Annotated in this window: 17 protein-coding genes; 6 read left to right on the top strand and 11 right to left on the bottom strand. The window is 64.5% G+C overall.

Going from position 1 to position 26429, the window contains the following annotated elements; translation table 11 throughout:
• The first annotated feature begins 39 nt into the window (after positions 1-39).
• Entirely contained in the window at positions 40-1626 is a 1587-nt protein-coding gene (locus EH231_RS18940) for a PucR family transcriptional regulator (protein ID WP_090426363.1), read from the top strand.
• A 138-nt stretch (positions 1627-1764) separates the two neighbouring features.
• On the opposite strand, the gene EH231_RS18945 is transcribed toward EH231_RS18940, so the two are convergent.
• A complete protein-coding gene (locus EH231_RS18945) occupies positions 1765-2289 on the bottom strand; it encodes a gamma carbonic anhydrase family protein (protein ID WP_090428657.1) in 525 nt (174 codons plus the stop codon).
• Positions 2290-2350: 61 nt separating this feature from the next.
• On the opposite strand from EH231_RS18945, the gene EH231_RS18950 reads away from it, so the two are divergent.
• From EH231_RS18950 to EH231_RS18960, 3 genes are all read left to right on the top strand, one after another.
• Positions 2351-2986, top strand: a complete 636-nt coding sequence (locus EH231_RS18950) for a hypothetical protein (protein WP_090426360.1) — start codon at positions 2351-2353, stop codon at positions 2984-2986.
• Positions 2987-3094: 108 nt separating this feature from the next.
• Positions 3095-4258, top strand: coding sequence for a 3-ketosteroid-9-alpha-monooxygenase, oxygenase component (locus tag EH231_RS18955; protein WP_124713067.1), 1164 nt, complete (start codon positions 3095-3097; stop codon positions 4256-4258).
• Positions 4258-4737: a hypothetical protein gene (locus EH231_RS18960; RefSeq protein ID WP_090426354.1), complete on the top strand. Its 480-nt coding sequence runs from the start codon at positions 4258-4260 to the stop codon at positions 4735-4737. Before EH231_RS18955 ends, EH231_RS18960 begins: the two co-directional genes overlap by 1 nt.
• A gap of 9 nt (positions 4738-4746) precedes the next feature.
• Here EH231_RS18960 and EH231_RS18965 read toward each other — a convergent pair whose 3' ends face one another.
• Genes EH231_RS18965 through EH231_RS18980 form a run of 4 tightly spaced genes read right to left on the bottom strand, consistent with a single transcriptional unit; the run spans position 4747 to position 8840 of the window.
• Positions 4747-5769 carry a TIGR03617 family F420-dependent LLM class oxidoreductase gene (locus tag EH231_RS18965; RefSeq protein ID WP_124713068.1) on the bottom strand — a complete coding sequence of 341 codons (1023 nt, stop codon included), beginning with the start codon at positions 5767-5769 and terminating at the stop codon, positions 4747-4749.
• A gap of 15 nt (positions 5770-5784) precedes the next feature.
• Positions 5785-6933 carry a sulfotransferase family protein gene (locus tag EH231_RS18970; RefSeq protein WP_124713069.1) on the bottom strand — a complete coding sequence of 383 codons (1149 nt, stop codon included), beginning with the start codon at positions 6931-6933 and terminating at the stop codon, positions 5785-5787.
• The gene (locus EH231_RS18975; protein ID WP_124713070.1) at positions 6930-7709 is read right to left on the bottom strand and encodes an SDR family oxidoreductase; all 780 of its coding nucleotides are present in this window, start codon (positions 7707-7709) and stop codon (positions 6930-6932) included. The genes EH231_RS18970 and EH231_RS18975 overlap by 4 nt, the downstream gene beginning before the upstream one ends.
• 3 nt (positions 7710-7712) lie before the next feature.
• Positions 7713-8840 carry a hypothetical protein gene (locus tag EH231_RS18980; protein ID WP_090428654.1) on the bottom strand — a complete coding sequence of 376 codons (1128 nt, stop codon included), beginning with the start codon at positions 8838-8840 and terminating at the stop codon, positions 7713-7715.
• 109 nt (positions 8841-8949) lie between these two features.
• Between EH231_RS18980 and EH231_RS18985 the strand changes: the two genes are divergently transcribed.
• A complete protein-coding gene (locus EH231_RS18985) occupies positions 8950-9867 on the top strand; it encodes an IclR family transcriptional regulator (protein ID WP_090426344.1) in 918 nt (305 codons plus the stop codon).
• 11 nt (positions 9868-9878) lie between these two features.
• On the opposite strand, the gene EH231_RS18990 is transcribed toward EH231_RS18985, so the two are convergent.
• From EH231_RS18990 to EH231_RS19015, 6 genes are all read right to left on the bottom strand, one after another.
• Positions 9879-10202 (bottom strand): hemophore-related protein, encoded by a 324-nt coding sequence (locus EH231_RS18990; RefSeq protein WP_090426341.1) that lies wholly within the window; start codon positions 10200-10202, stop codon positions 9879-9881.
• A 136-nt stretch (positions 10203-10338) separates the two neighbouring features.
• On the bottom strand, positions 10339-13173 hold the full coding sequence (locus EH231_RS18995; RefSeq protein WP_090428651.1) for an MMPL/RND family transporter: 2835 nt from the start codon (positions 13171-13173) through the stop codon (positions 10339-10341).
• Positions 13174-13208: 35 nt separating this feature from the next.
• Positions 13209-16091, bottom strand: a complete 2883-nt coding sequence (locus tag EH231_RS19000) for an MMPL/RND family transporter (protein ID WP_090426339.1) — start codon at positions 16089-16091, stop codon at positions 13209-13211.
• Positions 16088-16507, bottom strand: coding sequence for an MmpS family transport accessory protein (locus tag EH231_RS19005; protein WP_090428648.1), 420 nt, complete (start codon positions 16505-16507; stop codon positions 16088-16090). The genes EH231_RS19000 and EH231_RS19005 overlap by 4 nt, the downstream gene beginning before the upstream one ends.
• 304 nt (positions 16508-16811) lie before the next feature.
• A complete protein-coding gene (locus EH231_RS19010) occupies positions 16812-17612 on the bottom strand; it encodes an alpha/beta fold hydrolase (protein WP_124713071.1) in 801 nt (266 codons plus the stop codon).
• A gap of 23 nt (positions 17613-17635) precedes the next feature.
• Complete coding sequence (locus EH231_RS19015; RefSeq protein ID WP_090426334.1) at positions 17636-19372, bottom strand: AMP-binding protein; 1737 nt, start codon at positions 19370-19372, stop codon at positions 17636-17638.
• Positions 19373-19886: 514 nt separating this feature from the next.
• Here EH231_RS19015 and pks2 point away from each other — a divergent pair.
• Positions 19887-26120 (top strand): sulfolipid-1 biosynthesis phthioceranic/hydroxyphthioceranic acid synthase, encoded by a 6234-nt coding sequence (gene pks2 / locus EH231_RS19020; protein WP_241178188.1) that lies wholly within the window; start codon positions 19887-19889, stop codon positions 26118-26120.
• Positions 26121-26429 lie beyond the last annotated feature (309 nt).

A 26429-nucleotide genomic window follows, 5' to 3' on the forward strand; every position in this document is an offset into this window, starting at 1 on the left:
TGGAGTTTTTGACTGTTCGGGGTGAGACTGCTGCAACCTGTGCAAAAAGACGATTTCCGTCTTGTTGATCTGCTGTTGGATCAGTCGCTCGGCCTTGCCCTGGTGAGCGACTGCAATCCGCACGTACCACTGTCGGGCGCGCATGCGATCGAGATCGCCCATCCGTCAGAGTGGCTGCAGCCGGGAACAGTGATGCTGACGACGGGTTCGCTCTACGGCGATGCGGCCAAGAGCGGAAAAGCAGCGCAGGCGTTCCGCGGCCTGGTGCGCGAGCTGGTCTCGGCCGGCGTCGCTGCGCTCGGGTATGGACTCGGGGTTGTCACCGATGAGGTGCCTCGTGCATTGGTGGACGAGGCGAACCGTCATCACTTCGCGGTGTTCACCGTGCCGCGCGAAGTCGCATTCATGACGGTGATCGATCGTGTTGCGGAACAGACTCATTCAGTTGAGTCGCATTCCTTGCGGCGCGCGTTGCAGATGCAGGATCAGCTACTCGACGCGCTAGGCGCCGCCGATCCCGAGCAGGAGCTGATATCCCGCCTGGCCGCGATATTGCGTTGCAGCGTACTGCTGTACAACGAGCTGGGCGACGTCGTCGCGTCCTCCGGCAAGGCACCGTCACATCTGATGCGGTCCCAACTACGTGGACGCAGCGACCATCTACGGTTCAGCGTCGGTAAGTGGTCGGTTACAGCCGACCCGATTGAGCCCGGAGGAGAACCACACTGGCTTGTGGTCGCCTCGACCCGTCACGAGGTTCCCGACGCTCTGGCCCGATCGATTCTCCAGGTCTCCGTCCGCCTGCTCAACGCGATCGAACGGTCGCGTTATCGGGCCGCGGTGGAGAACCGTGCCCGCCAGGCGGCATTCGTGCGTGAGCTGGTAGCCGGTGAGATCATCGATCAATTCAGTGCCGAAGGACATTTGGAGTCGTTGCGGTTCGGGCACCGGCCCCAGCTGCGTGTGTTCGCAATGTCTCCCTCAGATGGTTACGACGCCGGACGCTGGGTAACGCGAGCCGCGACCGCGCTTGACGCACTGGAGGCTGACGCGCTCGATTTGGCGAGATTGATGCGCCTGCCCGTGATGTTCGCACAGCTCGCCGATCAGCTGATCGGCGTACTCGCGGCGGATGTGCCCGCCGTCAACGGCTGGATCGCCAACCAACCCGAAGGTGCCGTCTGCGGCTTCTCCGAACCATTCCAGGATGTACGCACCGGCCCCGAACGTCTTAGAAACGCACAGCGGGCGCTGCGGGCCGCGCAAACCCGAAACCTTCACCACACCAAGTTCGAGGACGTTGGTATCGCGGATTGGCTCCTGACCGGACAACACCGCGAGACCACCGCAGCCAAGGCCGCCGAACAGCTCGCCGTGCTCGGTCAGCACGACGGCTACTTGGAGTTCATTCGCGCGTTCTTCGCCCACGATCTCGATGTCGTAGCGACGGCGAAGGCACTCAACGTGCACCCGAATACCGTGCGGCACAGAGTGAAACGCGTCGAGTCGATGTTCGGCGAATCGTTGCGTTCACCGGCGCTGATCACCGCCATCCACCTGAGCCTCGAGGTACTCGCGCTTGAGGGCGACCATTCCGCCACGATGGTCGCGTCGCGCCTGAAATAACCAGTGTTGTAGTGCTTCCAAGCACAGAGAAACGGTCCATCACCTGGTCAACCAGCCATGGTCGGTGAACGCATTCTTCTACAGGGCCTTAAAGAAACGCGGCCCGCACAACCGTCGCAAAACGCATCCACCCGACAGCTAGAGCTCGGCGAGCCCCGTCAGGTAGCGCTGGGCCAGCTCCCGGTACGCCGCCGGATTGGTCCGCACCCACGTCTGTGCGCCGGTGCCCGCGATGGGTCCCCGGATCTTCGCGGGTGCACCGGTGACCAACACCTCGTCGGGAATCTTGGTACCCCCGACCACCAGGGAATGCGCGGCGATCAGGCTGCGCCGGCCGATCACCGCCCCGTCGAGCACCGTGCAGTGGTTGGCGATCAGCGCCTCCTCGCCGACGTGTGCGCCGTGTACGACACACATGTGGGCGACCGTCGCGCCCGGGCCGATGTCGACCGGGATCCCAGGTGGCGCGTGCAGCACCGAACCGTCCTGGACGTTGGCCCCTTCGCGGATGACGATGGGGGCGAAGTCGCCTCGCAGCACGGTGTTGAACCACACCGAGGCACCGGCCTCGACCGTCACGTTGCCGATCAATGTTGCCGTCGGGGCCACAAATGCGCTTGGGTCCACCACGGGGGCACGCCCCTCGAACGAATACATCGGCATCGTCCACATATACCGCAGGAAACCGGCTCCGGCGCAGCGACGCGTACCCTGAACAGTAACTATGTCGCTCACGACAACCAATCACCCCAGGTTCTTGATCACCATCGGTCTTGCCGCGGCCATCGTCGGCACGGCCGTCGCATGCTCCCCGGCCGGCGAATCGCCGAGTACGCCGTGGGTTGCCACGCCGTCCACGTCGACATCGGCAGCCGCCCCGAAGTCACCGAAATCGCAGGCGTCCGACTACAGCCATCTGCTGCTGCAGGCCGAGGATGTCAGCATTCCACCTGACTCGTTCACGGCCCGGTCCAGCAACGTCAACCCCGACGGTCAGTCCGGGGCCAGCGCACTGTTCGTCAACGCCGACGACACCAGGGCGATCGCCGACACCATCCTGATCTACCCGGACGCGGAGACCGCGGTGGCAACGCTCAAGCAGGCCTCCGCGGCGGTGAGCACCATGGTGACCGGTGGCCAGCCGCAACCGGTGCCGGTGGGTTCGAACGGCACCGTCATCTCGGGAACCGCACCCGACGGCAAGAAGGCCGTGACGCTGTTGATGTACACCCAGGGGCGCGCCGTGGTGCGGCTGGAGTTCGACAGCAACCCAGACGATCCGGTGTCTCCCCAAACCGTCGCCAGTGTCGGCCGAATGCAACAGATCGCGTTGAGAATCGGCCTTCCGGAGCGGGAGTAACCCCCGTTCACACCGGGTATGCCGCAGGTCACGCCTCAATTATTGCCATGAGGCCTCAAAAAACTGTAACGTGTTCTAGTTAGAGAGCACCGATACGGGAGGCCCACCGTGACTACCGAACATGCCGGCATCAGAGAGATCGACACCGGCGCCCTGCCAGACCGCTACGCGCGGGGTTGGCACTGCCTGGGACCGGTCAAGAACTTCCTTGACGGTCAGCCGCACTCTGTCGAGATATTCGGCACCAAGCTGGTGGTGTTCGCGGACTCGGAAGGGTCCCTGAAAGTTCTTGATGGCTACTGCCGGCACATGGGCGGCGACCTGTCGCAGGGAACCATCAAGGGCGACACCGTGGCCTGCCCGTTCCACGACTGGCGCTGGGGCGGCGACGGCAAGTGCAAGCTGGTCCCCTACGCCAAGCGCACCCCGCGGCTGGCCCGCACCCGCGCCTGGCACACCGACGTGCGCGGCGGCCTGTTGTTCGTCTGGCACGACCACGAGGGCAACGAACCGCAGCCCGAGGTCCGGATCCCGGAGATCCCTGAAGCAGCCAGCGACGACTGGACCGAGTGGCAGTGGAACTCGATGTTGATCGAGGGCAGTAACTGCCGCGAGATCATCGACAACGTCACCGACATGGCGCACTTCTTCTACATCCATTTCGGTCTGCCGACGTACTTCAAGAACGTCTTCGAGGGCCACATCGCCTCGCAGTACCTGCACAACGTGGGCCGCCAGGACATCGGCGGCATGGGCACCCAGTACGGCGAGTCGCACCTGGATTCCGAAGCCTCCTACTTCGGGCCGTCCTTCATGATCAACTGGCTGCACAACAACTACAGCGGCTACAAGGCCGAGTCGATCCTGATCAACTGCCACTACCCGGTCAGCCAGGACGCCTTCATGTTGCAGTGGGGCGTCATCGTCGAAAAGCCCAAGGGAATGGACGACAAGACCACCCAGAAGCTGGCCAACGCGATGACGGACGGTGTCAGCCAGGGCTTCCTGCAGGACGTGGAGATCTGGAAGCACAAGACCCGCATCGACAACCCGTTGCTGGTCGAAGAGGACGGCGCCGTTTACCAGATGCGCCGCTGGTACCAGCAGTTCTACGTCGACGTAGCGGACATCACGCCCGACATGACCGACCGTTTCGAGATGGAGATCGACACCACCGCGGCCAATGAGAAGTGGCATGTGGAGGTCGAGGAGAACCTGAAGATCCAGGCCGAGGAGAAGGCGGCCGAGAAAGAAACAGCGCAGTCCAGCTGATGACGACACGCAACGAGCGGAGCCAGGCGCCGGACGTCGACGACCTGGCCCGCTCGATGCTGCTTCTGCATGGCGCGCATGACGATGACGATCATCACGCCGGCAGCACCCCCACGGGTCCGTCCCCCGGATCATGGGCCAAGGCACCGAGTTTCGCGTCCGATCCGCAGCGCGCCGCCGCGGTCCGCGAATCCAGCGCGCGCGACCGCGAGCGCTACCTGACGTCAGGCCTGGTGTCGGTCGACTGCAGGTTCTGCCATGTCGCGGTGCAGGTGAAAAAACTCAGCGCAGAGCACACTTCGGTGCAATGGAATTCCGAAGCGGTGCGACGCTGTGCGACATTCGAGGAGATCCGTTCCACCGGAGGAGATCCGGCCCGGGCGCGGTCATGTCCGCGGCTGACCGACAGCATCAGGCATGCCGTCGCCGAAGGGTGCCTGGAAGAGGTGTCCACCGCGCCCTCGCCCGGCGACGGCTGATCCGCCCGGCTAGTTCGCCCTCTGCAGTTCGCCCACGCAGGCACCCAACGACTCGTCGTCATCCCCGTCGCCCAGCGGGGGCAGCACGATACCGTCGGCGACATCGCCGAACCGTGCCTTCAGCTTGGCGGGGATCTCGTCATGACGCCCGCAGACCAACAGCTCGTCCAGAATGGAATCGGTCAGCACCGAAGGCAATTCGTCCCACAGCTCGGTCCGCACCAACGACCGCAGCCGGTCCGGGAGGTCAGCCAGGCCACGCCGGGCCAGACCGGTCGCATACGCGGGCGTCGAATACAGGAATGCCAGCATCCGGCGCTGCCGTTCCCGTTCTCCCGCCACCGCCTCATCAGTGCGGCCAGTGGCGATCGCCGTCGACGCGACGACGAGCGGTTCGTCTGCCCGGCCCGAAGTCTCGGCGCCCCGCGCCAACGCCGGGCGCACCACGTCACGCAGGTAGCCGGGGTCCGAGTTGGTCGAGTGCGTGACGATCCCGCGCGCGACGCCGCCGGCGAGTTCGCACATTCCGGCATTTACCGCACCCAGCCAGATCGGCGGGCGCACTGCGTCGCTCGGGCCGGGGTTGAAGTACGGCTGCATCCGGGTCAGCCGGTAGTTGTCACTCTCGAAATGCACTGTGCCCCCGGTTCGGAACGCATCGAACAGGGCATCCAGCGCGCCCACGTAGTCCCTGAGCCGGGCGATCGGATCACTCCACGGCATGCCGTAGCGGTCCCGGATGTTCTGCTTGATCTGCGTGCCCAGACCCAGCTCGAACCGCCCGCCGGAGAGCACCGACAGATCCCAGGCCGTGTACGCGGTCAGCGTGGGACTGCGCACGAATGCCAGGGTCACGGCGGTACGCACGGTGATGCGCGACGTGTGCTCGAGAGCCAGCAGCGAGACTGCGAGGGAGTCGTGCACGGTCTCGGCGACGTGCACGCCGTCACAGCCAAGGCGCTCGGCCCGCCGCGCATAGTCCGCGGTGGCGGTCAGCGGCTTACGCGGGTCGAGTGCCAGATAGACCTTCATCTCGGGGATCCGCCTCTACAGCCCCTTGAACCGCTCCTTGACCGTCTCAGCGGACAACCCGTAGTCGGCCAGTGAGTAGGTGTGTTTCGGTGCGCGGGGCCCCTGCTTGGTGGCGTTGTGACTGTCGATCATCGCCTGCCTTGCGGCGTCGGTGAAGTCCAGCCCGAACGTCCGGTAGATTCCTTCGACCGCACCGATCGGATCCTCGACGAACTCGAAGTAGTCCACGTCGCAGAACTGAGCCGGATCATGCTTGGCCCGTTCGGTATTGAACAGCTCGAGCCCGCGCGACCAGGTTTCCATGGAGTCTTCGCCGATCACGTTTCCGGTGAACGTGTTGGACCAGCCTGCGGTCGTGTGCTGCGCCAGCGAGCACATCGAGGCCATGATGGTCTCCGCCGGCCGGTGGCACTGGACCACCAGTGCGTCCGGATAGGTCGCGAACAGCGCGTCGAGGGCGAACAGGTGGCTGGGGTTCTTGAGCACCCAACGCTTCTCGGGCTCGTTGAGACCGATCAGCTGCAGGTTCTTCCGGTGCCGCGCATACGGCTTGGTCCAGTCCTGACGGGCCAGCCACTGCGCGTAGGTAGGTACATGGGCCAGCGTCTCGTAGGACACCGAGTGCAACGACTGGCGCAGCAGCTGCCAGCATTCCTCGACCTCGTCGGCGGTCATGTAGTGCAGGCCCGTGTAATCCGGGTTCTCTTCGTGCGCCTTCTTGAACCGGGCATCGAGCGCGCTGAAGACCGGGTTGTCCGGCCAGGTTTCCCGCGGCGGCCGCGGCTGCGGGAACTCCGCCAGCCACATCTCCAACCCCTGGTGCATCGGGTCCGCGGTCAGCAACCGGTGGATCACCGTGGTCCCGGTGCGCGGCAGGCCGGTGACGAAGATCGGCCGCTCGATCGGCACGTCGACGTGCTGCGGGTACTGCTTGAACGCGGCTTCCGACACCAGACGGGCCACCAGCGCGTTCCGGGTGAAGAAGCGCTGCATCTTGCTACCCAGCTCGGTCAGATCCGCGTCGCGCTGGTAGGACTCCAGCAGCACCCCGAGCGCTTCCAGGTAGTTGTCGTCGTCGGTTCCGAAATCCTCCAGACCGCAAGCCTTTACCGCCGAAGCGTGCAGATCCTCGATGGTGCCGACGTCGGTGCGCGGGGCACTCATGCCTTGTACTCCCCGCAGTTCACATCAAGTGCCTGACCCGTGATGCCGCTAGACAGGTCGCTGGCCATGAACAGGATGGCCGAGGCCACCTCGTCCTCGGTCGGCAGACGCTTGAGGTCGGACGAGGCCGCCGTCGCCTTGTAGATCTCCTCGACGGTGGTGCCGTGCTTGCCGGCCTGATGGGCGAAGTAGCTCTCCAGCGTGCCGCCCCAGATATAGCCGGGCAGAACGGAGTTCACCCGGATGCCCTGGTCGCCGAGCTCGGTTGCCAGGGTCTGCGACATGGCCAGCAGCGCCGACTTGGCCATCTTGTAGGCACCGTACTTGGCCTGCGAGTGCCGGACCACCATGGAGTTCACGTTGACGACGGAACCCTTGCTCTGGGCCAGGGCCGGGGTGAAGGCCTGCACCATCCGCAGCGCACCGAACACCGTGAGCTCGATGGCGTCGCGCATGTGCTCGAAAGTGGTGTTGGCGAAGGGTTTCATCGACGGCACCCGGAACGCGTTGTTGATCAGGACGTCGACCTTGCCGTATGCCTCGATCGAGGCGTCGACGAGGTTGTTCACCTGGGCCTCGTCGGTGATGTCGGTTCCGACCGAGATCGCACGACGGCCGAGGTCGGTCACCTGCTTGGCCACCTCGTCGAGCCGCTCCACGGTGCGTGCGGCCAGCACCAGATCAGCGCCCGCCTCGGCACACCGTCGCGCCAGCGTGGTACCCAATGCCGGCCCGACACCGCTGATGACGACAACCTTGTTCTCCAGGAGAGCCATGCGCTAACCCACCATCCTTTCGCCGATTTGCTTTTGACGCAGTGCGATTCGCTCGCGCCAGTCTTGTTCTGAGATCTTGTTGGAGTCGTAGTGGGGCAACACCGAGGCGATCTGGTCGACGTCGACGATCTCGATGCTCGGGCCGTCGGCTTCGGTGAGCTCGCGCGACACCCGCTGCCACCGGAACTGCAGGTAACCCTTGGTATGCCCGAGCGTCTCGCACCAGTTGGTGACGCCAGGATTGGCGTCGGACACGACGATGCGGATCTTGCCATCCGGATCGACCTGGGCCTGTGTGCCGTTCAGCGAGGTCTGGTGGTTGATGTAGTCCAGCGAGATGTACCAGAGGCTGCCCAGCTGGAAGCCGAGGTAGGGTGCGTCGCTGACCGGAAGGGTGATGACGATCGCCTGATCGGGCGACAGGTCGTAGTGTCCGACCGATGAATACTGGGTGGCCAGTCCGCCCGGCGTCAACCGCGGCGCGGTCAGCGTGTTGACGGGCAGGTTGTCGTAGAACCACTTCGGGAACTGCAGCCAGGTCTTGACGCGCTGCACGAGTTGCTTGCCCGCAGTGGCGTAACGCTTCTCGATCAGTTCCTTGGTCAGCGGTGCCGGGGCCGTCCCCGCGGTGTCGGTGCGCGCGATCGCGAAAGACCCGCGCTGGGCCGCCCAGTCGTTGTACACCTCGCGGATCACCAGTTGCGACGGCGTAGCCGGGGTGAACCGCCACTCGAAGGTGCCGTCGGCGGCGATGTCGAGCTTTCGATCGTCGAACGCGGTTTCACTGTCGGGCACGTTGTCGTCGGTGTACTCACCGCCGAGGAGCTGGAAGCTCACGTCTGTGGTGGTGCCACGGCGTCCGGTGACCACGTACTCGTGGCCGGGCTGGACCCGAGTGCCGAAGTACATGGTGTCAGGGTTGTCCAGACCCATCTTGGTGAACGGCCCGGTGCCGCTGTGCAGGAACGGATGGTCGCGGTCGTAGTCGAACGCGACGTGGGTGCAGGCCGCGATACACCCGGCCAGGTATTGCAGGCCCTCGAGGAGATCGGCCTCGGATTCGATGAAGGCGGCCTCGGTCACCAGGCGTTCAGCTTCGGCTATGGCCTCGACCAGTGGTTGTGAGTACATCAGCATCTGCTCTCTTGGTCCAATATTGGACCACAGTGGTAGAGTTTCCTACCTGACACTAGAACGCGTTCCAATTCGAGTCAACGCCCGATTGCCGCCAGGAGGACGGATGTCAGATGCCGAATCGGCCGGCCGTGCTTCACCACCCACGGCCCGGGTGGTGGCCATTCTGGATTTCCTGTCTCGCCATCCGCAGGAGCGGTTCGGGCTCTCCGAGCTCACCCGCCGGGTCGGACTGAGCAAGCCGACCTGCCTGGGGATCCTGAGCACGCTCACCGAATCCGGCTATCTGGTGTGCGAAACGGGGGACAACAGCCGGGACAAGTCGTACCGCCTCGGCCCGGCGCTCATCTCACTCGGCCAGATGGCCCAGGAGTCGATGCGCGTCAACCCGGCGGCACGGGCGGAATTGCGCGCGCTGTCAGCCGCTTTCGACACCTCAGCGGGACTGACCGCCGTCGTCGACGACCGGATCACTGTGCTGGAGCTGATCGGTCCACCGGGCCGGGATCCCGGGGTGAGGGTCGGGCAGAGCTATCCGTTCGCACCACCGGTAGGACTGATGTTCGTCCTGTGGGACGACGACGCGCTGCGCGCCTGGCTGGCCAAGGTCCCGACCATTCCGCTGCGCACCGAGTCCGCCCGTTTGCACCGGGTGATCGAAAGCTGCCGTGCCGACGGGTATCTGGTGGAACGACTGACCCCCGGAGGCCGCAGGCTCTATGCACTGATGGCGGGGATGTCGACCAATCTGCCCGACGAACTGCGTGCGCTGCTGAGTGAGTTGGTGTCCGATATCGGCGAGCGGGTGTATCTGCGTGACGAGGGACCGGCCGGCCGAAAGCCACATGACATCAGCGTGATCTCCGCGCCGGTGTTCGACCACTACCAGCGCCAGGTCATGGCGGTCTCACTGCACATCGGAACGGCATTGACGGACAAGGAGATCAGCGATCGGGCGCGTGCGCTGGTGGCCACGGCCGACGCGCTGACCAAACAGCTCGGCGGAACCAAGCCGACGTACTGACGGCGCTGCGCTCAGAAGTTGTTACAGGTGTCGAAAACCGCCTGCAGCAACCCGAGGTACGGCTGGTTGGCCGGTTGAGCGGCGATCCCCTCGGCCATGCGTTGTCGTTGATCCCGCCCGGAGCCCAGGAACTGACGCAGCACGTCCTGGACGGCGGGCGACGCCCCGGCCATGGGGCTCTGCGCGTTCAGGGCCCCCATCACCTGTGGATAGCTACAGGTGGTGTTGACGGCCGAGTCCAGTCTGGGGTCCGCGGATGCGACACCCGCGCCGGCGGTCAACAACACCGCCAGACCGCCCACTGCGACAGCCAGTTTGACCGACGATTGCTTCATGATGTGTAGACCTCCTCCCCCGATTTTCGGACTCTAACGCGCAAAGCATGATCACTTCCGGGTTTTCGCAATTTGCTGCGCTGGATCCGGGGCAGGTTTTTGCCCTGGAAAGCGGTTTGCGGCCGACGCGCGAGCGTCAGGGCTCGTCTGGACGCAACAGCAGGGACCGGACCACCGTCCGAGGAGCCGTGTCGCGCAACAGCATGCTGGCCGGCCGCTGGCGGACCTGTTGCGGCCACCAGAACCAGCGACCCAGCAGCGCGGCGATGGACGGCGTCATGAGGGCGCGGACAACGAGAGTGTCCAACAGCAGACCGATACCGATCGTGGAACCCACCTGGCCGATGATGCGCAGATCGCTTGCGACCATCGACATCATGGTGAACGCGAACACCAGACCCGCGGCGGTTACGACCTTTCCGCTGCCGCCCATGGCCCGGATGATGCCGGTGTTGATCCCCGCCCCGATCTCCTCCTTCATCCGGGACACCAGCAGGAGGTTGTAGTCGGAACCGACGGCAAGGAGAACGATCACCGACATCGCGAGCACGAGCCAATGCAGATTTATGCCGAGGATGTGCTGCCAGATGAGCACTGACAGTCCGAACGCCGCGCCGAGTGACAGCGCCACGGTGCCGACGATGACCAGGGCGGCGATCAGGCTTCGCGTGACCATCAGCATGATGACAAAGATCAGGCAGAGCGCGGCAACCCCCGCGATCAACAGATCGTATGTCGATCCGTCACGCATGTCCTTGAACGTCGGGGCGGTACCGGTCAGGTAGATCTTGGCGCTCTCCAGGGGAGTCAATTTGAGCGCCTCTTCGGCCGCCCTGTGCACCGCGTCGACCCGCGCAATGCCTTCGGGCGTCGCGGGATCCCCGCGGTGCGAAATGATGAAACGGACCGACTTCCCATCCGGGGAGAAGAACAGATTCATCGCCCGTTTGAAGTCCTTGTTCTCCAGAACTTCGGGCGGAAGGTAGAACGAGTCATCGTTTCGCGCCGCGTCGAACGCCTGACCCATCGCGGTGGCGTCCTCGCTCACCTCGTCCATCATGGCGATCGAACCCGCCATGGTGCTGTGCATGGTGAGGATGGCGGCCCGCATTGCCTTCATGCTGTCGATCATCTTCGGGAACTGGGCGATCATCTGGGGCATGAGCACATCGAGCCGATCGGTCTCCTTGCTGAGCTCGAATACTCCCTCGGAAACCGCATCGACGCCGTCGAGTGCGTCGAACAGTGATCTTGTCGACCAGCAGAACGGAATATCGAAGCAGTGCGGCTCCCAGTAGAAATAGTTGCGAATGGGCCGGAAGAAATCGTCGAAATCAGCAATATGGTCGCGCAACTCATCGGTGACTTCCGCCAATTCACGCGTGTCCTGCGTCATCAGATGAGTCGTGTTGATCATTTTCAGGCCCACACCGTAAATCCGCTGCGTGATATTGATCATCGTGGTCATATCGTCGGCCTGCTTCAACAGGTCCTTCATGCGATTCTTCTGGAACGGCATGACCTGTTCCTGATTGGCATTCTGCAAGCTGAGCAGGAACGGTATCGAGGTCCGATCGATGGGGTTGCCCTCGGGCCGAGTTATCGCCTGCACCCGGGATATGCCCGGCACGGCGAAGATCGCCTTGGCCACCTTGTTCAATATCAGTAGGTCTGCCGGGGTACGCATATCGTGGTCGGACTCGAGCATGAGGACGTCGGGAGTCATGCGGGACTGCGGAAAGTGCCTCTCGGCAGCCGCATATCCGACATTGCCGGGAATGTCGGCAGGCACATAAAGGCGGTCGTTGTAGCTGGTCTGATAGGCCGGTAGCGCCAACAAACCGATGAGCGCGATGACACTGGCCGTGACGAGGATGGGTGCCGGCCATCGGACGATCGCCGTCGCCAACCGCCGCCACCGCCGGACGATGATCTTGCGCTTGGGCTCGAACAGCCCGAACCGACCGCCGACCACTAGCGCGGCCGGAACAAGCGTCAGCGCGACCGCGACCGCGACGACCATTGCCACGGCAGTGGGAACGCCCATCGTCTGGAAATACGGCAGTCGAGCGAAACTCAGACAGAAGATCGCCCCGGCGATGGTCATACCGGAACCCAGAACCACCTTGGCCACACTTCGATACGTGGTGTAGAAAGCGGTGTCCCGGTCCTCACCCGCCTGACGCGCCTCCTGATAGCGCCCGAGGAAAAATATGCCGTAGTCGGTTCCTACCGCGATCCCCAGCGATACCAGCAAGTTGACCGCGAATGTCGACAGCCCGATGACCTGATGTTCACCGAGCAGCGCGACCACTCCACGGGCAGCCTGAACCTGTATCCCGACCATCAGCAGAAGCAGCACCGCGGTGACGATCGAACGGTAGACGAGGAGCAGCATCGTCAAGATCACCACGAGCGACACCACGGTGATCTTGATGATGGACTTGTCTCCGGCGTGGTTCATGTCCGAAACCAACGGCGCGGGGCCCGTGACGTAGGCCTTCAGCCCGGGGGGCGGCGGCGTCCGATCCACGATTCCCCGGACTGCTTCCACGGACTCGTTCGCCAGCGATTCGCCTTGGTTACCAGCCAGATTCAGCTGAACATAGACAGCTTTGTCGTCGGCGCTCTGGACTGCGGGCGCCGTGAGCGGATCACCCCAGTAATCCTGCACGTGCTGCACATGACGGGTGTCGGCGTTCAACTGCCGGATCAGATCGCTGTAATAGCGGTGCGCTTCATCCCCGAGAGGTTGGTCGCTCTCCAGGACGATCATTGCCACACTGTCGGAATCGGATTCGCCGAAGCTCCTGCCCATGCGCTGCGCCGCCTGGAACGACGGGGCGTCTTGGGGAACCAGCGAGACCGAATACTGCCGTCCCACATGTTCGAGCGAGGGGACGGCGAAAGTCAGTAACGCGACGATCACGAGCCAGCCGAGGATGATCGGCACCGCCAGGCGGTGGATCATCCGCGCAATGAACGGTGGACGGTCGTTCACCGCGGTCAGCGTTCGTCGGGTTTCAGCAACAGCGAACGGACCAGTGGGCGAGGGCCGGTGGGCCGCAGCAGCGCGCTGGCGGGCCTCTGGCGAACGTGCAGCGGCCACCAGAACCACCGGCCCAGCAGGGCGGCGATGGACGGCGTCATGAGTGCGCGCACGATCAGGGTGTCGAACAGGAGGCCGATGCCGATCGTGGAACCGACCTGACCGATGGTGCGCACATCGCTGGCCAACAGCGCGAACATCGTCGAGGCGAACACCAGACCCGCTGCCGTCACCACCTTTCCGCTGCCGGCCATGGCGCGGATGATGCCGGTGTTGATACCCGCGCTGATTTCCTCCTTCATCCGGGACACCAGCAGCAGGTTGTAGTCGGAACCGACCGCCAGAAGAATGATCAGGGCGATGGCGAGCACGATCCAGTTCAACTGGATTCCGAGAATGTGCTGCCAGATGAGCACCGAAAGCCCGAACGCCGCCCCGAGCGACAGGGCGACGGTCCCCACGATGACCATGGCCGCGACCAGGCTCCTGATCATGATGAGCATGATGATGAAGATCAGGCACAGCGCGGCTATTCCGGCGATCATCAGGTCATAGGTCGACCCGTCCACCTGATCTTTCGCCATCGCCGAGCTGCCGGTGAGGTACAGCCTGGCGTTTTCCAATGGCGTTCCCTTGAGGGCCTCCTCTGCCGCCGTCCTGATCGGATTGACCCGCGCAATGCCTTCGGGTGTCGCGGGATCTCCTCGCTGGGAGATCAGCAGGCGCGCGGTTTTCCCGTCCGGCGACAAGAACACGTCCATGACCCGCTTGAAGTCGGCGTTCTTGAAAACAGCGGGAGGGATGTAGAAGGAATCGTCGTTCTGGGCGTCGTCGAAGGCTCTACCCATAGCGGTTGCACCATCGGACATCTCATCCATCTGCGCGAGGATTCCTGCCATGGTGCTGCGCATCGACAGCATCATGGTCCGCGTGCTCTGCATTGTCGCGATCATGGCTGGGAACTGGGCGATCATCTGCGGCAGCAACAGATTGAGTTGATCGAGGTTTCCGATCAGCCGATGCATTGTCACGGTGAGCTTGTCGACACCGTCAAGCGCCTCGAAAAGGGACTTTATCGACCAGCACAGCGGGATGTTGTAGCAGTGCGGTTCCCAGTACAGGTAGTTGCGGACCGGCCGCCAGAAGTCATCGAAGTCCGCCATGTGGTCCCGCAACTCGAGCGTGACGTCTTCCAGGTCGTGCGTCTTGCTGACCACGTTGTTGGTCGCGACAGCGAGTTGCTGCATCAACTCGAACATGCGCTGCATCACGGCGATGGTTTTCGAGATTTCGTCGGCCTGGGTGAGCAGATCATTCATCCGGGCCTTCTGAAACGGCAGAAGCTGCAGCTGGCCCGCGTTCGAGGCACTGATGATGAACGGAATCGTGGTGTGCTTGAGGGGAATCCCCTCGGGCCGGGTCGCCGACTGCACCCGGGAAACCCCGGGAACGGACAGCACACCTTTGGCGAGCTTGTTCAGAATCAGGAAGTCCGCCGGGTTACGCATATCGTGGTCGGCCTCGACCAACAACACGTCGGGCGACGCCATCAGCGACTGAGTGAAATGCCGTGCGGCAGCGTCGTACCCGGCATTGGCAGGAATGTCTTTGGGCAGATACTGCTGGTCGTTGTAGCCGGGCTGGTACGCAGGCAGTGCCAACAGGCCGATCAGCGATACAGCACAGGCCGCCACGAGGATTGGTGCGGGCCAGCGAACGATCGCCGTGCCGATCCGGCGCCACCGACGGACGCTGATCTTGCGTTTGGGTTCGAACAATTTGAATCGGCTGCCCAGCGCCAGGACGGCCGGGATCAGCGTCAGTGCCACCGCAACCGCCACCACCATGCCCAGGGCGCACGGGATACCCAGGGTCCGGAAGTAGGGCAGGCGGGTGAAGCTGAGGCAGAAGACCGCGCCGGCGATGGTCAATCCCGATGCCAGCACCACCTTGCCGACGCTGCGATACGTGGTGTAGAAGGCGGTTTCCCGATCTTCAGCCGCCTGACGTGCCTCTTGATAGCGCCCGACGAAAAAGATGCCGTAGTCGGTGCCCGCCGCGATACCGAGGGTCACCAGAAGATTGACGGCATAGGTGGACAGGCCGATGAAGCCCTGATCGCCGAGGAGCGCGACGACCCCTCGCGCCACCTGTAATTGGATTCCCACCAGGAGAAGCAGGATCACCGCCGTGAAGATCGAGCGGAAGAAGAACAGGAGCATCGCCAGGATGACCGCGAGGCTCAGGCCCGTCACCAGTAGGACGGTTCGGTTGCCGCTCGCGCTCAGATCGGCGACTATCGCCGCCGGACCGGTGACATAGGCTTTGACGCCCGGGGGTGGCGAACTCCGGTCGACGATGCCCCGGACTGCTTCCAGGGACTCGTTCGACAGTGCTTGGCCCAGGTCACCCGCCAGCCCCATCTGGACGTACACAGCCTTGTTGTCGGCGCTTTCCGCTGCGCCTGCGGTGAGCGGATCCCCCCAGAAATCCTGCACGTGCTGCACATGCGCCGGGTCCGCCTTCAGCTGACGGACCAAATCGTTGTAATACCGGTGTGCCTCGTCACCGAGGGGTTGGTCACCCTCCAGGACGATGATCGCCACGCTGTTCGACGTCGCTTCGCCGAAGTTCACACCCATACGCTGGATCGCCTCGAACGAAGGCGCATCGTTGGGGATCAGTGATACGGAGTGCTCTTTCTCCACCTGCTCCAGCGGGGGGACGACCGCGCTCAGGACATAGGCGATCACCAACCAGCCGATGATGATCGGCACCGCCAGCAGGCGGATCATCCGCGCGATGAACGGCGGCTTGGCGGTGGTTGCCTGGTTACTCATGCTGCCTTCAGAAGGCAATAGGTGAACGCGCTTTCCCCGGTCTCCACCTTTTCCGACTTGACCTCGTCATCCACGATGATGCGGCAGCCGATTCTGTTGCTGTCGCCCTGCGCAATGACGTTGACCATGGCCGTGGCCTCGGTCATCGGGAACTTCAACGACCATGGCAGGCTCGCCCCTTCGACAAACCGCGGCTCTGCATCGACGTCGAAATAACTGATGTTGGCCACCGTCCCAGGCGGCCCGAACACCTCGTACACCAGTTGTTTGGGGTCGTACGGCTTACGTTTCTCGAGCTCGGTGTCGGCGTACGCGGGGCGGGTCTGGGAGCCGAACACGCCGTGCAACCGCATGACGGTGAAGCCTCCGGCACCGAGGACGACCAATACCAGTAGCGGAATCCATAACCGCTTCAAAACCCCCAAAGCACGAACCCCCTGAATCCGTGGCCTAGCCCGGGCAATCCATGTCGCGGGAACCAGCGATGCACATATTCCGCCCCCCATGCGATGCCGGCAACTCGAATGCGGTGCGCATCCCAGACCGGCCGTGAGGAGGGATCACGGCATACACGCGGCACATCGAGCAGGACAATCCGAACCTGACCAGTAGAGCATTCAGGTGACCTCCCATATCTGCCCATTCCCAAGGTGATACGGGATCGTAATGCATTTTGCGTGGTCTCCGACGCGGAACGGAATTTAACGCGGCTAACGGTTCTCACGGCGCGGAATTACCATTGTTTGACTTTGCAAAGAAATTCAAGATTGCCGAGTTCACCGCATTTGGCCGTTCCAGAAAGCCGAGGTGCCCGGCGTCAGCGATCTCGAGATAGCGCCCGTGCGGCAGCGCATCCGCCACCTCCGCTCCGAGATGCGGCGGCATCACCAGGTCATCGGCGAATCCGATCACGAGAACCGGTGTGGTGATCGTCCGGTAGGCGGCCCGGCGGTCGTTCTGCGGGGCCACGCCATACTGAGCGCGGACCCCCGGTGTCAGCTTCGCGGGCCACCTGGTGAAAGTGTCGATCCAGTCCCGGACGGCAGCCTCGTTGTTCAAGGTCTTCGGTGAAAAGTTCTCCAGTAGGCGCAGTTTCGCCTCATATGTGGCGGGCAACTGGACATCGGCCCTGGCGAGGTCACGTTCGGCGGTACGGAAGAACTCGCGCGTCAGATCGTGGCGCCCCCGGGTGGCCATGAGAGCGGCCTGGCTCACCAACCCGGGCCGGGACAGCATCAGTTCCTGTGCGATATATGAGCCCATCGAGACCGCCACCACCCGGACCGGTGCGATTTCGAGTCGCTCGAGCAACTGCGCCGTGTCGGCCACCATCGTTGCCGACGTGAAGCCGTCGGCATCCGCCGTAGCGCCGACACCCCTGTTGTCGAACGTGATGACCCGGTAGCCGGCGGCGCGAAATGCCGGAACCTGATAGAGATCCCAGGTGCGTCCGACGCCGCCCTGCCCGGCGATGAACAGAACAGGCTCACCGTCTCCACGGTCTTCGTAGGCCAGGTTCACTTCCCACCCGCCCGCACAGGTTGCTATGCGTCCAGGCGGGCGAACTCGCCCTGCCGGTACTGATCGACGCACGCCGCACGCCGGACCTTGCCGCTCGTCGTGATCGGAATCGAACCAGGCGGCACCAGAACCAGATCCGCGACACCCAGGCTGTGCGTGTTGAAGATCGCCGAGGTCACTTCACGCTTGACCGCGGAAAGCTGGTCCGCGGGCGTCTCGGGCGACTCGGCCCGCTTCCTGACTTCGATGATGACGACGAGCTTCTCGGTATGGCCGTCCGGCACCGCAATGGCCGCACACCGGCTCCGGCTGATCTCCTGGATCGTCGCCTCGATGTCGTCGGGAGAGTGGTTACGCCCGTAGACGATCAGCAGGTCCTTGATGCGACCGATGACGAACAGCTCGCCGTCGAACATGAATCCTGAGTCCCCGGTGCGCAACCACGGCCCCTCGGGCGTGCCTGCCGACGGAGCGACGAGGCTGGCACCGAAGGTTGATTCGGACTCCTGCGGTCTGTGCCAGTAGCCGCTTGCGACGTTGTCCCCGTGCACCCAGATCTCCCCTACGGTGCCGGGCGGACACTCGGTATTCGTCTCGGAATCGACGATCCGGATCGTCGGCGAGACCGGGATGCCGTAGCTGACCAGCGGTGTACCTGCGCCGTTGCGGCAGCGCCGCGCGGTGCCCGCGGTCAGCGACTCCGATTCGAAGCGCACGATCGCCGGCGGTTCCCCAGATTCGCGGGTCGCGACGTACACCGTGGCTTCGGCGAGACCGTAAGACGGCCGTATCACCGACGCGCCCAGATTCAGCCGGGAGAAGCGCTGGGTGAAGCGCTCAAGCGTCGCCGGGTGCACTCGTTCGCTGCCGGTGATGATGGCGAGCACACTCGACAGGTCGAGGCCGGCCATGTCATCGTCCGACGTCTTGCGCACCGCCAGTTCGAACGCGAAGTTCGGTGCGGCGGTGTAGGTGCGACCGTTCGTGGCCAGCATCTGCATCCACCGGGCGGGCCGTTGCAGGAACGCCACCGGACTCATCAGCACGGCCGGGACCCCGGCGAGCACCGGTGCGCATACTCCCAGATACAAGCCCATGTCGTGATAGAAGGGCAGCCACGAGACGATGGTGGAGCCTTCCGGGATGACATTGTTGAATTCCGCGAAGTAGCCCGACGTCAACTGTTCGTAGTTGGCCAGCAGGTTCCGGTGCGACATCATCACCCCGGCGGGCCGGCGAGTCGACCCGGATGTGTACTGCAAATAGGCCGTGTCCGTGACACTTTCGCTCTGCAACCCACTGCGTGCCGGGGCACTGAAATCCAACGTGTCGACCTCGACGATCGCCGGAGCCGATGCGGAATCCGATCTCACATACTCGGCCACTACGCCGGCGACCGCCGAGGTGGTGAGAATGACCGTCGGCGCCGCGTCCTGCAGCACCGAGCTGACCCGCTCATCGCTGACGCCACCGAGCGGAACCGCCAGCGGAACGGCGATTCGCCCCGCCTGCATCGCGCCGAAGAAGGCGACGATGTAATCCAGCCCCTGCGGCGCAAGGATGAGTGCACGATCACCCGGCGAGCCGAGGCTGCCGAGTTCTCGCGCGACGCCACACGCGCGCCGATACAGCTGCGAGTACGTCAGGCTCGTTGCCGAGCCCTCCCAATTATTTTCGTAGTCAATAAATGTCGCCGCGTTGTCGTCGCCCTGCAGGCCGGCACGTTCCCGCAGCAGCGTCAAAATGGATGCCTCTCCCACGGAGGTCAGGGTATCGCGGTAATCATGACTGCATATCCGGAACCATCAGCAAATTCCAATTCAATGACCTTATGAATCACACCGAGGTCATTACCATCCGCCTCGCAACCGCGAACGAACAATGCTGCGCCCGCTTCGATGGCCTCTGATCTTGACTGTCATGGCCGATGCCCCGAAACTGCCGCGAAGTGCTTGCGATCGTTCCTATCTCACCTGTGGATTGATCAGATTCTGAGACAGCATTCCGCAGCGAACATACTGTTAATGATTGTGACCGCCCTCGACGGCCGCTGAGCCACTAATGGCCGCACGACACTGGCGGCCTAATTCTGTGGCTCAGCGGACGAATACAGGGTATCGAGCCTGACAGCGGCCGAACCGCGGAAAGGCCTGCCGGGAGGAGGGGCAATTGACCGCATCCGAGATCGTGAGCGGGGAACGTCCGGGTGCGGATACCGGCACCGATACACCCCGGCCGCGCGTCACGCCGGTCACTCCCATTGCCGTCATCGGCATGTCCTGCCGGCTTCCCGGTGGCATCGACTCCCCCGAACTCTTGTGGGAGGCCCTGATTCGGGGCGATGACTTTGTCACCGAAGTCCCGCCCGACCGTTGGGACGCCGACGAGTACTACGACCCGGAGCCGGGGGTGCCTGGTCGGTCGGTGTCCAAGTGGGGCGCCTTCCTCGACGACGTCGCCGGCTTCGATGCCGACTTCTTCGGTATCAACGAACGCGAGAGTGCCGCACTCGATCCCCAGCACCGATTGTTGCTGGAAACCTCCTGGGAGGCCATGGAGCACGCGGGCCTCACGCGGGAAGCCTTGTCGGACTCGCCGACCGGCGTGTTCGTCGGACTGACGCACGCCGACTACCAGATGCTGGCCGCCGACGCTCAGTCCTTGGAAGCGGCATACGGCTTCAGCGGCAACAACTTCAGCCTGGCGTCCGGCCGGATCGCTTACGCCCTCGGCGTCCACGGGCCTGCGCTCACGGTGGACACGGCGTGTTCGTCCGGCCTGACCGCGATACACCTGGCCTGCCGCAGCCTGCACGAGGGCGAAAGCGATTTCGCGTTGGCCGGCGGCGCCACCTTGGCGTTGGACCCGCGCAAGTTCGCTTCGGGTTCGGCGGAGGGAATGCTCTCGGCGACCGGACGCTGCCATGCCTTCGATGCCGCAGCCGACGGATTCGTAGGAGGCGAAGGCTGCGTCATGGTGTTGCTCAAGCGGTTGCCGGACGCCGTGCGTGATGGCGACCGGATCCTCGCCGTCATCCGCGGCACGGCCGCCAACCAGGACGGTCATACCGTGAACATCGCGACGCCGTCGGATGCCGCACAGACCGCCGTGTACCGAGCGGCGTTGACCGCGGCGGGCGTGGATCCCGGCACGGTCGGCATGGTCGAGGCACACGGCACCGGCACGCCGGTGGGCGACCCGATCGAATACTCCAGCCTGGCCAAGGTGTACGGCGTCGACGGCCCCTGTGCGCTCGCGTCGGTGAAGACCAACATGGGGCATGCCCAGGCCGCCTCCGGGGCCATCGGTCTGATGAAGACGGTCCTCGCGATACAGCACGGCGTGGTGCCACAGAACCTGCACTTCACCCGGCTTCCCGACAAGCTCGCCGAAATCCAGACCAATCTCTTTGTGCCCCAGGCGACAACACCGTGGTGCACCAACGGGCATCATCCCCGGCGGGCGGCGGTGTCATCGTATGGATTGTCGGGGACCAATGTGCACGCCGTCTTGGAGCAGGCGCCGGTCCCGGCGCCTCAACCCGCAGCTGCAGACTCCGCGCTTCCGGCTTCGCCGGTTCCGATGCTGTTCCCGCTGTCGTCCACCTCGGCCGACGAGCTGCGTCACACGGCCGGCCGGCTGGCCGACTGGCTACAGACACACGAGGATGTCGCCCTACCGGATCTCTCCTACACCCTGGCCCGCCGACGCGTGCACAGGCCGGTGCGCACCGCCGTCAGCGCGAACAGCCGACCTGATCTCATCGCCGCGTTACGCGAGGTCGCCGACGGCGACACTCCCTACCAAGCCGCGGTCGGTCGCGACGACCGCGGCCCGGTCTGGGTGTTCTCCGGTCAGGGTTCGCAGTGGGCGGGCATGGGCGCCGAGCTCTTGGCGACCGAACCGGTGTTCGCCGCCACGGTGGCGCAGGCCGAGCCGGTCATTGCTGCCGAGTCAGGATTCTCGGTGACCGAGGCGATGTCGGCCCCGGAGGTCGTCAACGGTCAGGACCGGTTGCAACCGACGTTGTTCACCATGCAGGTCGCCATGGCCGCCACCATGAAGGGGCACGGGGTGCGGCCCGGAGCCGTCATCGGCCACTCCCTGGGTGAGGCCGCGGCAGCGGTCGTCGCCGGGGCACTGTCGTTGGAGGACGGGCTGCGGCTCATCTGCCGCCGGTCCCGGCTGATGTCCCGAATCTCCGGAAAGGGCGCCACGGCCGCAGTGGAATTGCCTGCCAAGCAGGTACTTTCGGAGCTGACCGGCCGCGGTATCAACGATGTCGTGGTGGCGGTGGTGGCTTCGCCACAGTCCACCGTGATCGCAGGCACCACACAGATGGTGCGCGATCTCGTGGCGGATTGGGAACTACGTGGGGTGATGGCTCGCGAGGTTCCCGTCGATGTGGCCTTCCACTCACCGCAGGTCGAGCCCATCGTCGGAGACCTGGCCGAGGCCCTTGCAGACCTCAAACCCATGACACCGGAGATTCCGTTCTATTCGGCGACCCTGTTCGATCCACGCGAGCAGCCGGTGTGCGATGCCGACTACTGGGTGACCAACATGCGCCGGATGGTGCGCTTCGCCTCCGCCGTACAAGCCGCGCTGGAGGACGGCTATCGCGTGTTCGCCGAGCTTTCGCCACATCCGCTGCTCACCCGAGCGCTCGAGCAGACCGCAAGCGGCCGCGAGACGCCGCTGGCCGCCCTGGCCGCGATGCGCAGACAGCAAGAGATGCCGGATGGGCTGCGCGGGCTCCTCGTCGATCTGCACAGTGCAGGTGCTGCGGTCGATTTCTCTGTCCTGTGCCCCGACGGCCGGCTGGTGGATGCGCCACTGCCTAGCTGGACGCACCGCCGGCTGTGGCTCAGCGGCGGCGGTCAGGAACACCCGACCCACGGCGGTTGCACCATCGCAGTTCACCCGCTGCTGGGCGCCAACGTGCGGCTGCACGAGGAACCGGAACGCTACGTGTGGCAGGCCGACGTCGGCACTGCCGCCCAGCCATGGCTCGCAGATCACCAAATACGCACTGTTGCAGTACTTCCGGGTGCGGCGTACTGCGAGATGGCGCTGGCTGCGGCGCAGGCCGTGCTGGGAGAGACTTCCGAAGTCCGCGACATCCGGTTCGAGCAGGCACTGCTCCTGGACGAACAGACAGTGGTCGGAGCCTCCGCCTCGGTGTCATCACCCGGCGTGGCCGCCTTCACCGTCGAGACCGATGAGGAGGGCCAGCAAGCTCGGCACGCAACCGCGGTCCTGCACGCGGCAGCGGACGAGCAACCCCCTGCGTACGACATGTCGGCGGTCGTTACCGCCCATCCCTGCGACGAGGACGGCGCAGAGGTGCGTAATCGCGTGGGCCTGCACGGCATTCAGTACGGTCCGGCGTTCACCGGTCTGGTCACCGTGCGTACCGGCGAGACGGAAGCCCGCACGGTCCTCGCCGAGGTTGCCCTCCCCCGCTCGATCCGCTCCCAGCAGGACGCGTACGGCGTGCACCCGGCACTTCTGGATGCCTGCTTCCAATCGGTCGAGGCACATCCCGACGTTCAGGCGCTCGGCGGCGACGTGCTGGGATTGCCGCTGGGCGTGCGGCGGCTACGCGCCTACAGCTCGGCCCGCAACGCGCACTACTGCTACACGCGATTGATCAAGGCCGACGCAACCGGTATCGAGGCCGACATCGATGTGCTCGACAAGGACGGCACAGTCCTGCTGACCGTGCAGGGGCTTCGCCTTGGCACCGGCGCCTCCGGCAGCGGACACGACGATCAGGTTTTCAGCGAGCGGCTGCTGACGGTCGAGTGGCAACAGCGCGACCTGCCGGAGGTCGAATACGCCGAAGCCGGATCCTGGCTGCTCATCAGCGCCCCGGACGGCCCCGACGCGGCTACCGACACGTTGAGCAGCATCCTGAAAGACCGCGGCGCACAGTGCACCACGATGAGTTGGCCCAACCAAGCCGACGACACACTGACCTGCGCACAGCTCGGCAACCATTTGCGGGCCGGCCGATTCACCGCCGTGGTTGTCCTGACGTCGCCGAACAACGGGGACCACAACGACCAGTCGCCATTGCTGGGTCGCGAGTACCTGCGTCATATGGTGCACATCGCCCGCGAACTACCGGAGATGAGCGGAGAACTACCTCGCCTGTACGTCGTGACCCGCAACGCCCAGACGGTGGTGGCCGGCGACGTGGCCAATCTGGACCAGGCCGAGCTACGGGGCCTTATCCGGGTCATCGGCACCGAACATCCGCACCTGACCGCCACCCAGATCGATGTTGACGAGGCCACCGGCGTGGAGCAGTTGGCACAGCAACTGCTCAGCGGATCCGATGAGGACGAAACCGCGTGGCGCAATGGTCGGTGGTATACCGCACGGTTGTGCCTCGCCCCGTTGCGTCCCGAGGAGCGGCAGACCACCGTTGCACATCTCGAACGCGACCGGATGCGGCTGCAGATCCGCACTCCGGGTGACCTGGAGTCGATGGAACTTGTTGCCTGCGAGCATGTTCCCCCGGGATCGGGGCAGATAGAGGTCGCGGTCAGCGCGTCCAGCATCAACTTCGCCGACGTGCTCGTCGCATTCGGTCGCTACCCCGCGTTCGACGGGCATCTACCCCAACTCGGTATCGACTTCGCAGGAGTGGTTACCGCGGTCGGGCCCGACGTCACCGACCACAAGGTCGGCGATCGGGTCGGAGGTCTGTGCGCCGACGGCTGCTGGGGCACGTTCGTCACCTGCGACGCACGCCTGGCCGCCACGTTGCCGGCGGGCCTGACGGACGCCGAGGCGGCCGCACTGACCATTGCGACCGCCACCGCCTACTACGGGCTGAACGACATGGCCCGAATCAAGTCAGGCGACAAGGTGCTGATCCACTCCGCGACAGGCGGTGTCGGACAGGCGGCGATGGCCATCGCCCGCGCCGCCGGGGCGGAGATCTTCGCCACCGCCGGCAGCGAGCAGCGCAGACAACTTCTGCGCGACATGGGCGTCGAACATGTCTACGACTCACGGACTTTGGAGTTCGCCGATCACATCCGCCAGGACACCGACGGATACGGCGTCGACATCGTGCTGAATTCGGTGACCGGTGCCGCCCAGCGGGCGGGCCTCGAATTGCTGGCATTCGGTGGGCGATTCGTGGAGATCGGCAAGCGCGACATCTACGGTGACACCCGGTTGGGGCTCTTCCCCTTCCGGCGCAACCTGTCGTTCTACGCCGTCGATCTGGCGCTGATGTCCGTCAGCCACCCGGATCGGCTCCGGGAGTTGCTGGAAACGGTGTATCTGTTGACCGCCGAGGGTGATCTGCCGAGGCCCGAGGTCACCCATTTCCCACTTGCAGACGCCGCCACCGCGATTCGGATGATGAGCGGCGCGCAGCACACCGGCAAGCTCGTGCTGGACATTCCACACACCGGTTCGAGTCGGCTTGTGGTTCCGCCGTCCCAGGTGCGGGTGTTCCGGCCCGACGGCGCGTACATCGTCACCGGTGGCCTCGGCGGGCTGGGGCTGTTCATCGCCGAGAAGATGGCGGCCAGCGGATGTGGACGAATTGTGCTGTCCTCACGCACGCAGCCGAGCGCCCGGGCATTGGAGATCCTCGAGCGTATCCGCGCGACCGGCGTCGACGTACTCGTCGAGTGCGGCGACATCGCCGAGTCCGGCACCGCAGAACGGTTGGTGGCCGTGGCGACCGCCGACGGGCTTGCAGTCCGCGGCGTGTTACACGCGGCAGGCGTGATCGAGGACGCCGCACTGACCAACATCACCGACGAACTCATCGAGCGAGACTGGGCGCCAAAGGTTTATGGCGCCTGGAACCTGCACACCGCCACCGCGGACCAGCCTTTGGACTGGTTCTGTTCATTCTCGTCGGCAGCCGCGCTGGTCGGCTCTCCCGGGCAGGGCGCCTACGCTGCCGCCAACAGTTGGCTGGATGCTTTCAGCCTGTGGCGCCGCTCCCAGGGGTTGCCGGGCACGGCCATCGCATGGGGAGCCTGGGGGCAGATCGGCCGCGGCACGGCCCTGGCCGAAGGCGCCGGAATCGCCATCGCTCCCGACGAGGGCGCGTATGCGTTCGAAGCACTGCTGCGTCACGACCGCGCCTACACCGGATACGCGCCGATCACAGGTACGCCGTGGTTGTCCGTGTTCGCCGAACGCAGCCCCTTCGCCGAGGCATTCCGATCGACCGGCCAAAGCGCTACGGGCACCAGCAAGTTACGCGCCGAACTCGACGATCTGCCGCCTGACGAGTGGGCCGCCAAGCTGCGACACGTGATCTCCGATCAGGTGAGCGTGATCCTGCGCCGCAGTGTCGATCCGGACCGCCCCCTTTCCGAGTACGGCATGGACTCGCTGGGAGCGCTCGAACTACGCACCCGCATCGAGAACGAAACGGGCATCCGGATCTCGGCCACCGGAATCACGACCGTGCACGGTTTGGCAGACCTGCTGTGCGAAAAGCTCCTGCCCGCAGGGGCAGCCTGACATGCGGTGGACCAAACGGTCGGAACGGGTCGATTACAGCAAACGCCGGCCCGGATACGGAACCGGCCTGCCCGCGCATCGACCGAACCAGCTCCCGAGTCATACGCCGGCCCACCGGCCATCTCCGCCCACGGAGACGACGACGCACGCCCGCCGCATCGACAGTTCCTGATCGGCATTTGGAGAGCGGCGGCGGAGCCGGATTGAAACTCATTACTTAACAAGGGATCTGACCAAATCGATATCAACATGGCGGGGGAAAGCAACAGGGTATCAGCGAGTTCGCGGAGGCAGTGCGTGATGGGCCCA

The organism is Mycolicibacterium nivoides (assembly GCF_003855255.1).
GTDB lineage: Bacteria > Actinomycetota > Actinomycetes > Mycobacteriales > Mycobacteriaceae > Mycobacterium > Mycobacterium nivoides.